General features: G+C 47.3%; 14 protein-coding genes. 2 read left to right on the top strand and 12 right to left on the bottom strand.

The annotated features are described in order from the left end of the window. Position 1: 1 nt before the first annotated feature. From trxB to Q7P67_RS10875, 10 genes are read right to left on the bottom strand one after another with little or no spacing between them, the layout of a single operon-like run. On the bottom strand, positions 2-967 hold the full coding sequence (trxB, locus tag Q7P67_RS10920) for a thioredoxin-disulfide reductase (RefSeq protein WP_303852070.1): 966 nt from the start codon (positions 965-967) through the stop codon (positions 2-4). Continuing rightward, entirely contained in the window at positions 967-1,518 is a 552-nt protein-coding gene (locus Q7P67_RS10915; RefSeq protein WP_303852069.1) for a peroxiredoxin, read from the bottom strand. Before Q7P67_RS10915 ends, trxB begins: the two co-directional genes overlap by 1 nt. Beyond that, positions 1,515-2,339: a carboxylating nicotinate-nucleotide diphosphorylase gene (nadC, locus tag Q7P67_RS10910; protein WP_303852068.1), complete on the bottom strand. Its 825-nt coding sequence runs from the start codon at positions 2,337-2,339 to the stop codon at positions 1,515-1,517. Before nadC ends, Q7P67_RS10915 begins: the two co-directional genes overlap by 4 nt. Beyond that, the gene (locus Q7P67_RS10905) at positions 2,333-4,948 is read right to left on the bottom strand and encodes a valine--tRNA ligase (RefSeq protein WP_303852067.1); all 2,616 of its coding nucleotides are present in this window, start codon (positions 4,946-4,948) and stop codon (positions 2,333-2,335) included. Before Q7P67_RS10905 ends, nadC begins: the two co-directional genes overlap by 7 nt. A 21-nt stretch (positions 4,949-4,969) precedes the next feature. Further along, the gene (locus tag Q7P67_RS10900; protein ID WP_303852066.1) at positions 4,970-5,242 is read right to left on the bottom strand and encodes a hypothetical protein; all 273 of its coding nucleotides are present in this window, start codon (positions 5,240-5,242) and stop codon (positions 4,970-4,972) included. Further along, positions 5,220-5,450 (bottom strand): hypothetical protein, encoded by a 231-nt coding sequence (locus tag Q7P67_RS10895; protein ID WP_303852088.1) that lies wholly within the window; start codon positions 5,448-5,450, stop codon positions 5,220-5,222. The genes Q7P67_RS10900 and Q7P67_RS10895 overlap by 23 nt, the downstream gene beginning before the upstream one ends. Beyond that, complete coding sequence (tsaE, locus tag Q7P67_RS10890; RefSeq protein ID WP_303852064.1) at positions 5,447-5,869, bottom strand: tRNA (adenosine(37)-N6)-threonylcarbamoyltransferase complex ATPase subunit type 1 TsaE; 423 nt, start codon at positions 5,867-5,869, stop codon at positions 5,447-5,449. Before tsaE ends, Q7P67_RS10895 begins: the two co-directional genes overlap by 4 nt. Then, positions 5,847-7,361 (bottom strand): NAD(P)H-hydrate dehydratase, encoded by a 1,515-nt coding sequence (locus Q7P67_RS10885; protein ID WP_303852062.1) that lies wholly within the window; start codon positions 7,359-7,361, stop codon positions 5,847-5,849. Before Q7P67_RS10885 ends, tsaE begins: the two co-directional genes overlap by 23 nt. A gap of 1 nt (position 7,362) precedes the next feature. After that, positions 7,363-7,545, bottom strand: a complete 183-nt coding sequence (locus Q7P67_RS10880; RefSeq protein WP_303852060.1) for a Trm112 family protein — start codon at positions 7,543-7,545, stop codon at positions 7,363-7,365. A 60-nt stretch (positions 7,546-7,605) separates the two neighbouring features. After that, complete coding sequence (locus Q7P67_RS10875; protein ID WP_303852058.1) at positions 7,606-9,324, bottom strand: GGDEF and EAL domain-containing protein; 1,719 nt, start codon at positions 9,322-9,324, stop codon at positions 7,606-7,608. Between the two features lie 101 nt (positions 9,325-9,425). Between Q7P67_RS10875 and Q7P67_RS10870 the strand changes: the two genes are divergently transcribed. Both Q7P67_RS10870 and cls read left to right on the top strand, forming a co-directional pair. Continuing rightward, positions 9,426-10,349, top strand: coding sequence for a TIGR01212 family radical SAM protein (locus tag Q7P67_RS10870; RefSeq protein WP_303852057.1), 924 nt, complete (start codon positions 9,426-9,428; stop codon positions 10,347-10,349). Further along, positions 10,333-11,721, top strand: coding sequence for a cardiolipin synthase (cls, locus tag Q7P67_RS10865; protein ID WP_303852055.1), 1,389 nt, complete (start codon positions 10,333-10,335; stop codon positions 11,719-11,721). Before Q7P67_RS10870 ends, cls begins: the two co-directional genes overlap by 17 nt. A gap of 100 nt (positions 11,722-11,821) precedes the next feature. Here cls and Q7P67_RS10860 read toward each other — a convergent pair whose 3' ends face one another. Further along, positions 11,822-13,063 (bottom strand): EAL domain-containing protein, encoded by a 1,242-nt coding sequence (locus tag Q7P67_RS10860; RefSeq protein WP_303852054.1) that lies wholly within the window; start codon positions 13,061-13,063, stop codon positions 11,822-11,824. 17 nt (positions 13,064-13,080) lie between these two features. Beyond that, positions 13,081-14,313 (bottom strand): EAL domain-containing protein, encoded by a 1,233-nt coding sequence (locus tag Q7P67_RS10855; RefSeq protein ID WP_303852053.1) that lies wholly within the window; start codon positions 14,311-14,313, stop codon positions 13,081-13,083. Between the last annotated feature and the right edge of the window lie 150 nt (positions 14,314-14,463).

Here is a 14,463-nt window from a genome sequence, read left to right as displayed (position 1 = left end):
CTTATGCCTTCACAAAAGTTTCGTTGATATATTTTTCTGCGTTTTTAGCAGCAACGGTGCCGTCGCATACCGCAGTGGTTATCTGTTTGTATTCCTTTGTGCGCACGTCGCCGGCAACGAAAATTCCGGGTACTGAAGTTTTTGTGGATTCGTCCGCAACGATGAATCCCCATTCGTCGGTTTTCACAAGGTCTTTAACAAGTTCGGTTTTAGCTGTATGCCCTATGAAAACGAACAGTCCGTCCACTTCAAGATCGCGCTTTTCGCCTGTTTTGACGTTTTTCAGTGTGACACCGGTAACTTTGGTTTCGCCGTTAACGGAATCAACTACAGTGTCGGTGATGAACTCCATCTTGGGGTTTGCATAGGCGCGCTCCATGGCGAGGTTTGACGCACGGAAGGAATCGCGTCTGTGAATTACATAAACTTTTGATGCGAAACGGGTAAGATATTCTCCTTCCTCTATTGCGGAGTCACCGCCGCCGACGCTGGCAACAACGCGGTCTTTATAGAAAGAACCGTCGCAGGTTGCGCAGAATGAAACGCCTCTGCCGTAAAATCTGCTTTCACCGGGAACGTCCAGTCTTTTGGGTTCGCATCCGAACCCGATGATAACCGCCTTCGCCTTAACTGGGTTGGCACGGTTTTCAATGTGGACTATTTTGTAATCGCCGTCCAGCTCTATCTTTGTGCAGTTACCGTTGCGCACCAGAGTGCCGAACTTAACCGCGTGGTGGTAAAATTTCTCGGAAAGGTCGGCACCCATTATGCCGTCGAAGAAACCGGGGTAGTTTTCAACCCATTCCGTTATGGCAACGTATCCGCCTGGGAACTGTTTTTCAAGAATCAGCACTTTCAGTTTATCTCTGGATGCGTACATGCCTGCTGTGAGACCTGCGGGACCAGCCCCTAAAATGACAATATCGTATTCGTCCTGTATGTCCTGTACGTTAAAAAAATCCTGCATTACTGACTCCTGTCTAAAATGCCGTCAACAATCTCCACAGACGGAACCTTGGCGGCGTAAATGATTTGTTTATTACTGTCAATAAGAAAGAAATGGGGCCAGATTGAAAGCCCGTACTCTGTCTGTGCCTGTTTATTATTGCTTGAATAAACATTATTTTCAAGGATTTTATAACGTGAATCAGATAATTTTTCTCGGATAATAGCTTTTCGCTGATCTCCGTCGGTTATTATGATAAGCCTTGCCTTGTTAATTTTGTCTATACTCTTGAGATAAGGCATATTTTTCAGGAAAAGCTGTGTATACATGCCACCGGAAAGAAATGTATTTGTGTTGAAAAATACCAGCATAACGGGTTTTTTGATATCGTAAAGGTTAAGTTTTTCACCATCCATTGATTCCAGGGCGATGTCCGGAGCAGTTGCGCCGATTTTAAGCGCTTTGGGATTTGAGCGATAGTGAAAAAGCGAGAAGAAGCTGACGGCAACCATCACAAAAACAATAGTACTTTTCCGGTTTATAAGTTTGCGCAGTCTTTCGCAGCATCTCATTTGCGTATTTTCAGGCTCATATCAACACTGACAGCGTGGTGTGTCAGCGCCCCGATTGATATATAATCTATGGCAAGATGGCGGAACTCTTTCAGCTTTTCTTTGGTTATGCCGCCTGATATCTCTATTTTAGCGCGTTTCGCGATAACGTCTATCGCAGCCTGCATGTCTTCAAGTTTAAAGTTGTCCAGCATAATGATATCCGCACCAGCCTCTGCTGCCTCTTTTGCTTCGGCGAGGTTGCGCACTTCAACCTCAATTTTGACCGTGCTGGGGATGCTCTTCTGCACAAGGCGCACAGCGGCGGTTATACCGCCCGCAGCGTCAACGTGGTTGTCTTTCAGCATAACGCCGTCAAAGAGTCCCATGCGGTGGTTGTTTCCGCCGCCGATAAGAACGGCATATTTCTCCATCACCCGCCAGCCTGGGGTGGTTTTTCTGGTGTCCAGTATTTTTATGTTCGTTCCTTCAAGCTCTTTTACATAATCCGCAGTGTTCGTGGCTATGCCGGAGAGCCTTTGCAGGAAGTTGAGAGAGGTTCTTTCACCGGATAGAATTGAGTAGACAGGTCCGTTGACCTCACCGAATATCTCGCCTTTTTTGATAGGTTCGCCGTCTTTTTTGTAAAAGATGGTGTTGATGCCGGCATTAAGCTCATTGAAGACGATGCGTGCGGTCTTGGTTCCGCAGAGTATGAAGTCCTCTTTGGCAAGATATGCGAACGCACTCAGTTTTTCATAGTCGCGAAATGCTTTGGCGGTGAGATCGCCTGTGCCTATATCCTCTTCAAGGGCGAGTCTTACGAGTTTTTCTCTCAGCATTGTTCTCTAAGCCTCTCTATGGTCTCTTTTATCTTGGTCATTTTGTCGTCTATCTCTGCGAACTTTTCTTTATCCTTTTCGATAACTTCAGGGCGGGCGTTTTTGAGATAGTTTTCGTTTTTCAGTTTACCGCCGTATATGTTCGCATCCTTCTCAAGTTTAGTCAGCTCTTTCTCCAGCTTCGAAACCTCAGCCGCGAAGTCCACCAGTCCCTCAAGGGAGACGTATACCTCGAAAGAGGTGGCGATATTCTGCGAAGCCTTTTCAACGGCAGTGTCGGTCATCTCCAGAGTTTCAAGTCTGGCAAGGTTCATGACCATGTTTCTGTATTTTGTAAAGGCTGTCTTTGTAATCTCTTTATCAGTTTTTACAAACGCCTTGAGCTGTTTTGACATGGAGACGTTGTACTCTCCGCGGATATTGCGGATAAGTCCGATAAGTTCGATTATCTCCTCCATCTCCTTCATTTCCTCATCAAATGCGAAGTCGAATTTTTCCCATTCTGCAAGCATTATCGATTCTTTTTCGGTTACAAGCTGATAGATGTATTCAGTTACGAACGGCATGAAGGGGTGCAGCAGAACAAGCGATTTTTCGATGACATATGCCGCAACGGCGTATGCGTCGTCCTTTTTTGTTTCGTCGTAAATTCTGGGTTTGATAAGCTCTATGTACCAGTCGCAGAACTTGTGCCAGAAGAAGTGGTAAACAGCCAGCGCCGCCTCGTTAAAATCGTAGTTGGCTATTGCTTTGGATACTTTCTCCTCCGTATCTTTCAGGTTTTGCAAAATCCACTTGTCTTCAAGTGAGAGTTGAGTGCCGGCGGTGAATTTCTGCCCCTGATAGCCTGTGAGGATGAAACGGGAGGCGTTCCATATCTTGTTTACGAAGTTGCGGTAGCCGTCGATTCTCGCCTCGTCCAGCTTGATATCCCTTCCCTGTGCGGCAAAGGCTGCGAGGGTGAAGCGGAATGCGTCTGCACCGTATTTGTCTATCATGGTAAGGGGATCGATAACGTTCCCCTTGGATTTGCTCATTTTCTGCCCGTCTTTGTCGCGGATAAGGGCGTGGAGATACACCTCTTTGAAAGGCTCTTTTCCCATGAATTTCAGACCGAACATCATCATACGGGCAACCCAGAAGAACAGGATATCGAAACCTGTTATAAGGGTGGACGTGGGGTAGAATTTTTTCAGTGTGTCCGTATTTTCAGGCCAACCCTGTGTGGAGAAAGGCCACAGACCGGATGAGAACCATGTGTCCAGAACGTCCGTCTCCTGCTCAAGATGGGTGCTTCCGCAGCGCGGGCATTTTTCAGGTGCTTCCTCTTCAACCATTATTTCGCCGCACTTGCAGTACCAAGCGGGGATACGGTGTCCCCACCATATCTGTCTGGATATGCACCAGTCGCGGATATCGTTCATCCAGTTGTAGAAGGTCTTGTGCCATGTTTCCGGCTTTATGACTATCTGACCTGACTGAACCGCTTTAACAGCTTCGTCGGACATGCCTTTGATTTTCAGAAACCATTGAAGGCTGATTCTGGGTTCGATAACTGTTTTGCATCTGTAGCAGTGACCAACCTTATGCTGGTGTGTCTTTTTGGCAACGAACAGCCCTTTTTCCGCAAGTTTTACAACAACCGCCTTGCGTGCCTCGAATCTGTCCATCCCTTTGAACTCGCCGCCGTTTTCGTTGATAACGGCATTTTCGTCCATAACGCTGATGTTTTCAAGTTTGTGCTTCATGCCAAGAAGGAAGTCGTTGGGATCGTGGGCAGGTGTCACTTTCAGACATCCTGTTCCGAACTCCATATCGACGTATTCATCGCCTATGATTGGTATTTCGCGGTCTACAAGGGGAAGGATAACGGTTTTACCTATAAGGTGTTTATATCTGTCGTCGTTGGGGTTAACAGCGACGGCGGTATCGCCCAGCATGGTTTCCGGGCGGGTTGTGGCAACCTCAAGTTTTATGTCTGTTCCCTTAACGGGGTAGTAGATGTGATAAAACGCGCCCTCAATCTCTTCGTGTTCGACCTCAAGGTCGGAAAGGGCGGTGTGGCAGCGGGGGCACCAGTTGACGATATAGTCCGAGCGGTAGATAAGTCCCTCTTTATAGAGCGATACGAATACTTTGCGGACTGCACGGCTGAGACCTTCATCCATGGTGAAGCGTTCTCTGTCCCAGTCGCAGGCGCAGCCCAGCCTTCTGAGCTGGTTTATGATGGTGCCGCCGGACTGTGCTTTCCATTCCCAGACGCGTTCTATGAATTTATCGCGTCCCAGTTCGTGTCTGCTTGTGCCTTCGGAGGCGAGCAGACGCTCAACGACGTTCTGTGTTGCGATTCCGGCGTGGTCTGTGCCGGGCATCCACATGGTTTCGTATCCGTTCAGCTTGTGAAAGCGGATCATGATATCCTGTAAAGTGTTGTTAAGAGCGTGTCCCATGTGCAGAGAGCCTGTTACGTTGGGTGGCGGGATAACTATGGAATAGGGCGGTTTTTTGCTGTGTTCGTCGGCGTGGAAATATTTTTTATCTGTCCATTCCTTATATAGCGCGGCTTCAAAATCCGCAGGGTTGATTCGTGTGGGGTATTCTTTCTGCATCGGGGGTCGTCTCCGTTATATTTATGAAAGTCTGGATTTGTTGTCTGTGGTTCCCATAGCCGAGTTGACCTTCTCGTTCAGGTCGAGAAGATATTTTTCCAGTGTCATAAGTCTGAGACGCTGGTGTTTTTTCTCCTGCTCGGTTATTCCTATTTCCGCAAGTTTATTGTATGTATCTTCTATTTCCTGAAGGATGAGGTTTAGATCCTCAAGCCCGTTTTTGAGCAGGACGATACGCTGCATCTCATCATCCGAAAGGTGGCTGAAGAGATCAGTTGCGGAATTTTTTTTCATTCATGTCTCCGTCCGTGTATATGTCAGTGTCAATATCGTCAATTTCGTATTCAAGTTCGCCTTCGGGGATGATCTTGTCAAAAACTTCCGTGCAGAACTGACATTCGTAATGGTGAATCACCCAGAGAGAATTGTCCACCATTATCTCTGTCGGCTCAAGCTCTTCGAGCCTTCTTTCTCCGCAATAAGGGCATATCTGAGGTTTCATAAGCAATCTGTCACCGCCGTGATTTGTCTTTTGGTTCCGTCTAATACAGTTATATTGATTTCGATATAATTTTCAAGCTCATCATGCAGATTAAATTTTTCCGCCCATTCCACAAAACAGGTGTCGCCGCTTTCGATTATGCTCCAGAAATCTATGTTCTCAAGTTCGTGAAAGCTGTTCAGCCTGTAAAGGTCGAAATGGCGGATAGTTATGTCTCCGTCGTATTGCTGGTGCAGAGTGAACGTCGGGCTTGACGCTTCCGTGCAGTGGAAATGCTCCGCTATGCACTTTACAAAAAATGTCTTGCCCGCGCCGAGGGTTCCGTTGAGAAGCACCACTCTGCCTTTCAGAAACTCCGCCGCTTCCTCCGCAAATTTTCTGGTGTCCTCTTCGTTCTCAAGCGTTCTGTTCCAGTTCATTCAGCACGCGTCCCACAGTGTTTATTATGTCAGTCGTAAGAACGGTTTTTTCGTTCATCGTTTCAAGCACCAGTTCCGCGGCTCTGCCCAGAGTGAAGCTGCCGAGCATACATGCGAAATCAAGGTCGTAACCCTGTGCAGCAAAGCCTGTGATAAGTCCTGTGAGGCAGTCTCCGCTGCCGCCCTTGCTGAGAGCGGGGGATCCGGAAATATCCACGAATACCAGTCCGTTTGGGAGCGCGATGAGCGTGTCGGCGCTTTTCAGCACGACGATTATTCCGTTGTCGCAGGCAAACTTGCTGGCAAGGTTTATCCTGTCGCGGTTAACCTCATCCGTTGTGATTCCAAGCAGCCGCGCAAACTCGCCTATGTGGGGAGTTATGGCGCATCTGCCTTCCAGTTTTCTGAACTGCTTCTTTTTCAGCAGGTTTATTCCGTCCGCGTCTATTATCAGAGGTATTTCCGTTTTGCTTATAAGTTTATCCAGAAATTCCGCAGTGGCTTCGTTTGTGCCAATGCCCATGCCGACGGATGCAACCGATTTCCCTTCGAGGAAGTCTATAAGTCTGTCCGAGCCTTCCGCCGCGAAAAAATCGCCTTCGCCCACGGGCAGGGACATTATTTCGGGGTTGGAGTTCTCCGCTGTGCGGATGAGTGCTTTGGGTACAGCGGCAGTTGTAAGTCCCGCTCCGCAGACCGCACATGCGCGTGATGCCATCAGCACGGCACCGGATTTGCCGAGGCTTCCGCCTATGACAACAGCGTGCCCGAAGTTACCCTTGTGGCTGTCCGGCTCTCTGGGTGTCACAACCGGAAGATTGTCCGGCGTAAGCAGATAGGTATGGCAGCCTGATATCGCGAAATCGGGAATGGATATGTCAACTATGATAACCTCGCCGCAGAGTTTGCGGGCAGGGTACATAACATGGGGAAACTTAGGGCGTGCGAAAGTAACCGTGAGATCGGCATCAATCGCCGTGCCTATCACAAGCCATGTGTCGCCGCACAGTCCGCTGGGAATGTCCATGGACGCTGTGAATTCTGACGACAGGTTTATGCTGTGAACCAGTTCTTCGGGATAGCCTGAGAGCGGGCGGTTAAGCCCTGTGCCGAACAGAGCATCCACAGTGACGTCGTAACTTTCAAATGATGGTATCTCATCGTCGGTTATAACGAATATGTTTACAGGATAGTTTTTGAGTATGTTCAGATTGACCAGCGCGTCTCCCTTGAGCTTTTCAGGGTCGCAGGCGAGGAACACGTCGGTGTGTATTCCGGCGTTACAGAGCAGTCTTGCCGCCGCCAGTCCGTCTCCGCCGTTGTTTCCGCTTCCGCAGACAACCGCCGCAGTGGTCATTTCCGGCATTTTTTCCAGAAGCACGCGGACGAAAGCGCCCGCCGCGTTTTCCATAAGCACCGCCGAAGGGATGCCTATGTTGTTGATGGTGAAGCTGTCGGCTTTGCTCATCTGAAAGGAGCTTAGTATCTCCATATCAGTATCCGCCTGTGTCTTCCACCTGTTTTGCTTCGTCAATGAGCATCACAGGGATACCCTCGCGTATCTCATAAAGGAGTCTGCACGCGTCGCATACTATGTATTTTTCGTCTTTGGATTCCCTGACAGGCAGTTTGCACTTGGGACATGCCAAAACGTCGAGAAGCTCTTGTTTTATCATAAGTCACCTGAGAGTTATGTTTGTGTCCAATTTAGAGCAATTTGCGGATAAATACAAGGATTACAGCAGTTCAATTTCGGGTTTGCCGAAATAATAGCCCTGAACGTAGTCAACGCCGAGTTCCTTCATGGTTCCGTAGATTTCCTCGGATGAAACGAACTCGCCGATTGTCTTTATCCCCGCCCTGCGGCACATGCTGACGATTGTCTCCGTGAGCAGGCGGGCGCGTTTGGATTCAAGTATCTGACGGGTGATGGAACCGTCTATTTTAAGGAAATCCGGCTGGAGCGAAAGGATATACATGAAGTTTGAATAGCCTGTGCCGAAATCGTCGATGGCTATAAGGCATCCTTCCTGTTTCGCTTTGCTTACGAACGCCGCAAGCTCACTGAGGTTGTCTATGCCTTCGGATTCGGTTATTTCAATTGTGACCCTGCCCTGAAGACCGTATTTGCGTACTGCATCGAACAGTTTATTGTGCATCCTCTGGTTCAGAACATCCTCTTTGTCAAAGTTGAAAGAGATGCGTTTGTCCGTATCCTTTATCTTGTCGATGGTCTTCATGAGCATGATAGACGACAGGTCGTTGTAAAGTTTTAGCTGTTTGGAAAGCTCAAGGAAGCACATGGGCGGAATGAATTTGCCGTTTTCGTCCTGAATACGTATGAGGGCTTCGTGTTTGAATATCTTTCCTGTGGCAGTGTCCGCTATGGGCTGAAAATGCGGCACAACTCTGTCCAGCCGCACAGCATCGCGAAGTGCAGTGGTGTACTGTATTGTTTCGCGCATCTGTTCGGCAACCTGGTGCACTTCGGAATAGGTTGTGAGCGTTTTTTTATTTTGCCGCGCCTGTTTGATAGCCATACCCGCCTTGACCATGGGGTTGTCGTGTCCAAGGGCGGTACCGGATGTCAGGTTAAGCTGTATCTCGTTGCCGTCATGGTGAAACCTGTGTTCTGTTATCTCGTGCATGATATGCTTTATGGTTAGGTTGAACTCGTTGATGTCGTTTATGCCGTCGGCGAGCACCGCAAACTCATCGCCACTGAGCCTGTATGCCGTCATTGACAAGTCAAGTTTGCTTTTCAGCAGTTTTGCGAAATCTTTAAGTATTTCGTCGCCGGCCTCAAGCCCGTAATAGGTGTTTATGGTGCTGAACGAGTCGATGTTTATGATAGCGAGTGCGGGTTCAGTTATCTTTTCAAGGTCGAGCCTCATTCTTGTTCTGTTGGGAAATCCGGTGAGCGGATCTGTGTACTGTTTCTTGATCTGTTCCTGCTGAACGTAAACTTCCGTAAGGTCTTTGCGTATGGAGAGATATTCGGTTATGCGGTTGTTGTCGTCTCGGATGGGTACGACAGAGGTCTCAAGATAGACCGTGTGCCCGTCTTTTGCCTGATTGAGTATCATGCCGGACCATATCTGCCCCTCCTGCAATGTGGAGAACATCTCTTCATATGTTTTCTGGGGTGTGTCGGGATGGGTGAGAATGTCATATTTGTTGCCGACAACCTCTTCAAAATTATAACCCACGGCGTTGAGATAAGCCCTGTTTATGTATTTCATAACGCCGGTGCTGTCCATTATGCACATAAGGTTCGAGGCGTCCACACCGCTGAGGTACTGCTGTATACGTGCATTTGCCGCTTTAAGTTTTTTATTGGTTTCCGCCATTTTTTTCTTTTGTCTTACGAAATAAAGAGTGAAAAGGAACGCAGAGATAAGCTGCGAAATGACAAGAAATACCAAAACTACACTTAATGACAGCAAACCTGACATCTTTTCTCCGGGTTAGGCATTTGCCGTGTTAAAATTAAATCATTGGAATCAGATATCTTTATGATATATTATATTTCCAGTCGGAAAGTAAAGGGTTAAATATGACGAAATCTGACAAATTCAGACTTTTTTATTCTTTAAATGATTATCTGAAAGACAAATACGGGCGCAAGGTGCGCAAAATATCTGTTGACGCAGGGTTTACTTGCCCAAACCGCGACGGGCTGAAAGGCGAGGGAGGCTGCATTTACTGCAATGTGGATTCATTTACCATCTCTTCCGAGAACTCCATAACCTGTCAGGTGACAGAGCGCGCAGAAAAATTACGCGCGCAGGGGATAGATGCTTTTATCCTTTATTTTCAATCATATTCAAACACTTATGCAGATATGGAAACAATACGCAGGCGTATGGAAAAGGCCCTTGTTGACGAAGGTATAGTCTCAATTTACATCGGAACCCGTCCCGACGTGATAGATGCGGAAAAACTGCAATACTATTCCGGTCTGAACGGGAAATATGAGGTTATGCTGGAATACGGGCTTCAGTCCGCAAACGACAACACTCTGAAAGTCATAAACAGAGGGCACACCGCTAAAGAGTTTGCCGACGCTGTTCGGCTCACCCATGAACATGGCATAAAGACCTGCGCACATATCATCTTCGGTCTGCCGGGGGATACCCGCGCGGACATGATGCGCTCTGTGGAGCTTTGCGTTGAACTTGGGGTTCACTCCATAAAGTTTCACCATCTGCACGTTGTGAAGAACACGCCCCTTGCCGACTGGTACTACAGGGGTAACTTAGACCTGCTTACAGAAGATGAATACATAGATATACTGGCGGAAGCGATAGGGCGGATGAAACCGGATATGGTTGTTGCAAGGCTCGTCGGTGATGCCGCTGGAGATACGCTGATAGCTCCCCTCTGGACAAACAGCAAAGCGGGATTTAAACAGAAACTGATGAAATATATGACGGAGAAAGGTATTTATCAGGGGTGCAGGCTTGACAATTCATTATGATAACCTGCTGACGTACTTTTTTGAACTGCTGTCGTTCATTCTGATAATGATAATACTGTCAGGCAGACGCGAGGCTAGGGCGAACCTTTCGTGGGTGCTTGCCGTCATTCTTTTTCCGGTGGTGGGCGCGCTGGCTTATCTGATTTTCGGTAATCCAAGACTCAAAAACATCGTAGAAAAGCGCATGAAGCGTTATCCTTTTCTGGACAGGACTATATGCAAGGACAAACGCTGCGAAGTGGATGTCGGTGAACTGGGCAGGCTTATAACAAAGGTTACGGGGATGTATCCGGTACGCTGCCGCAATCTGCACCTGATAAGCGACGCCGCAGAGAAATACAACCTTCTGGAAGCGGATATCATGTCTGCGAAAAAATACATTCTCATGGAATATTATCTTTTCCGCGACGACAGCGTTGGCGGGCGTTTTGCGTCTCTGCTTGAAGAGAAGGCACAGGCGGGCGTTAAAGTCTATTTCATGGTGGACGGCTGGGGTTCTATGGGGCTGATATTCGGCTCACTGCTGAAACGTCTGCGCAGAAGCGGCGTTGAAACGGCAGTATTCCACTCTCCCTTCGGGTTCAGAACCGCATCCCGCGTGAATTTCCGCAACCACCGCAAAATAGCAGTCATAGACGGCATGGTGGCGTATATGGGCGGAATGAACATCGGGCACGAATATCAGGAATGGGCTGATGCTCACCTTCGTTTCGAGGGGAACGCGGTCAACTCTGTTTCCGGATATTTCGCTGAGGACTGGATGTTCGCCACCGGCATGGACATTTCGGAGAATATCCTTGTGCCTAAGACCATGGACTGTGGCGACAGAACCGTACATATCATTCCGTCAGGCCCACACCAGAGCACGCCTATGATATATGATTCATTGTTTACCGTCATGAACAGGGCGAGACATTCGGTTGATATAATCACTCCTTATCTTGTGCCGAACCAGCCTATGATGGAGGTGCTGAAAAATATCTCCAAACAGGGAATAAAGGTGCGAATAGTCGTTCCCGGCAGAAACAACCATCCAATTATCGCCGCCGCAGGCAGGTCATATTACGAGGAGCTTATTGAGGCGGGAGTTGTTATTTACGAAGCCAAGGACAAGATGGTTCATGCAAAAATAATCACCGTTGACGGCATATGGACTACTGTCGGTTCGGCAAACATGGACACACGGAGTTTCAGGCTTAATTTCGAGCTTAATCTGATGGTGTATTCGGCGGATTTTGCGGAAGAAGTGCGCAATCTTACGCTTCACTATATAGGTATGTCAGACAGCATTTCACTTAGCGATCTCAGGAAACGCCCGTTCTATGTGCGCGTATTCGAAGGCGGATGCCGGACGCTGGGACCCGTACTGTGAGTATGAGGTTGCGTCTTCGCGTTATTCGACTGGGCTCATTCAGCCTTCGGTCAGTGTTCCCTGCGAAGACGGAACTAAATTACGTTTCTGCGAATCCAGCCTAAAGGAGGTTACACGCTCTGCTGTCGATGAAGTCAATGCAGAGAATGAACGTTCTGTCTCCGGATTCAAACCTTTTTGCCATAGTTCGGCAAAGCATACCAGTTGCCAGTGAAATATAAGGGTCTGTGTAGTATGAAAGAAGGTTAAGACTGTTTATGAAATAGAAGTATTCTTTAAGAGAGTGGTCTGTGCCTGTTTTTGAAGGGTGGAACAGACTGTGTTCGTTATCCGGTATGTTAAATCCGCATACCGTGTCTCCCACCTGCACCCCGTCTTCATCAAGGAAGTAGACACATTCTATGTCTTTATGCGTTCTGATGAAATCTTCGGATACATGCCTGAAATCTTCCGATCCGGTGTTGACAACTTCGTCCAGCATCCTGTTGAGGATACTTTCGAAATTTGCGTGCTGAAAGCGCTTCTGTTCTAGGTTCACAGCCATGTAGTCTTTAATTTCATAAGACAGCCCGTCCATCATTGACCGGCAGCAGAAGTCCTGAAGATCGCTGATGCTTTTAGGTTTTGAGAAGAAGAACCCCTGAAACAGGTCTGCGCCAAGCTCATGGCATTTCATTACGTCTTCTTTGGACTCTACGCCTTCGGCGAGGGTCAGTGAACCGATTTTCTTTCCGAGGTCTATGATGGATTTTATGATTGATTGCTGATAATAGCTCTGGCTTACGTTGTGGATCAGGCTTCTGTCTATTTTGATGATGTCCGGTTTTGATATTACAAGCCTGTTGAGGTTCGAGTGGAGCGCGCCGAAGTCGTCCAGAACCACGAACATGCCAAGCGCAGAGAATTTCTCCGTTATGGCTTCCAGCTTGGCGTTGTTCTCTATTTTCGATTCAAGTATCTCGACCGCGATGTTCTGATATTTCAGTCCGGCTTCGTCGGCATATATTTTCGTCCATGACTTGTCCTCGTCAATAACGTTGTCCAGAACGGACGCGTCAAAGTTGAGGAAAAGAACAAGGTTTGCATGATCGCGTATATTTGCGAACTCTTTCATTGCCGTTTTGCGGCAGAGCCTGTCCAGTTCAAGCACTTTGTTGTGTTTTTTAGCTTCACTGAAGAGAGTAATTGGGGAAATAACCGTACGGTCGGCGGGGTTGATACCCCTGCAAAGAGCCTCAACGCCGACGGCCTTTTTGAGCTTCAGGCTCAGGATAGGCTGAAACTCAATCCGTATAAGTTCTTTTTCTACAATTTCAGCAATGTCAAAACCGATGTTTTCCAAAAAAATCTCCGCAGTTCTCAGGATTTGAGACTATCAATAAAGTCTATGCACAGAATATAATTTTCGTCCCTGATGTTTAGGGTGCATGACATCGTTCGCAAAATGTTTCCGGATGTGCTTGAGATAAACGTGTCAGTAAAATATCGTCCGGCATCCAGTTTTTTCAAGTAGTAATAATAGTCTTTCAGTGAGTGGTCGGAGTGGTTTTCATGAAACATGCTGAAAGACTTTGTTTTTCTTATTTCGTGGGACGGATTCATAACGGAAGGCAGAGTCTGCATCCCCGCATTGTCAAGAATGAATATTCTCTCTATCTCAGGGAAAAAAGTTATGTTAGCTATAAGCGCTTTATAGAACGCCTCAAGGTTTCTTCCCTTTGCCTCCTGTTTCAGGAGCGAAGTTATATTCTCAAAGTTTGTGTGTCTGTTCTTTCTGATGGTGACATTTTCCGCCAGCTTGTTCTTAACGTAGCCCACGGTATAGTTTATCTTGTCCTGAATGAAGCCGATGGCGCTGCCTACGTCGATACATGGTCTGTGGAAGAAAAAGCCCTGATAAAGGTCTATGCCCAGTTCATAGCTTTTCATGATATCTTCCATATTTTCAAGCCCTTCCGCAAGTGTGAGCGCTCCGGTCTTTTTCGCAATATCTATTATGGATGTGATTATTGACTGCTGATAATAGTTATCGTGGATGTTGCGTATCAGTCCCATGTCGATTTTGATAATGTTGGGTTTCGAAAGTATGATACGGTTCATGTTTGAGTGCATGGCACCGAAATCGTCCAGAGAGACGTAATAACCGAGTTTTTTATAGTTATCCACAAAATTGACGAGGTTGTGGTTGTTCTCTATCTTCGATTCCACAATCTCAAGGGAGATGGAGGAATAGCTGATGCCGAACTCGTCTGTAAGCGCTTTCGTATAGTTTGCCGATTCCGTATCGTTCTTATCGATGACACAGGTATCGATGTTCAGAAACAGCAGATATTTATTGTAGTCGGGGATGGTTTTATACGACTTCATTGCCGTGCGGCGGCAGAGACGATCCAGATCAAGGTCACAGTTTTCAGCCCGCGCCATTTCAAACATGATGCTTGGCTGGATAATGTTGCCTGTTTCGGAACAGATGCCTCTGGAGAGGGCTTCAAACCCTACAATTCTCATTTCTTTCAGACTCACCACAGGCTGAAAGACAGTGACGACGTTGTTTTCCCGCAAAATACGTTTAATAAGAGTATCTTCTTTCACTCAAACGCCCGATAAATAATTATAAGTATGGGGATGACTGTACATGATAATTATATAAAGAGCAAGCCTTGTCTTAGGCTGTCTTTAAAAAGCGCAAAGCGAATTGTTAGGATGTTAACTAAGCCCCGCCAGAAATATTATTGCGGGGCT

The organism is Seleniivibrio woodruffii, assembly GCF_029267515.1.
In the GTDB taxonomy this organism is placed as follows: domain Bacteria; phylum Chrysiogenota; class Deferribacteres; order Deferribacterales; family Geovibrionaceae; genus Seleniivibrio; species Seleniivibrio woodruffii_A.
Note: the sequence above shows the minus strand (reverse complement) of the source record. Positions and strands in the feature narration are given on the sequence as shown.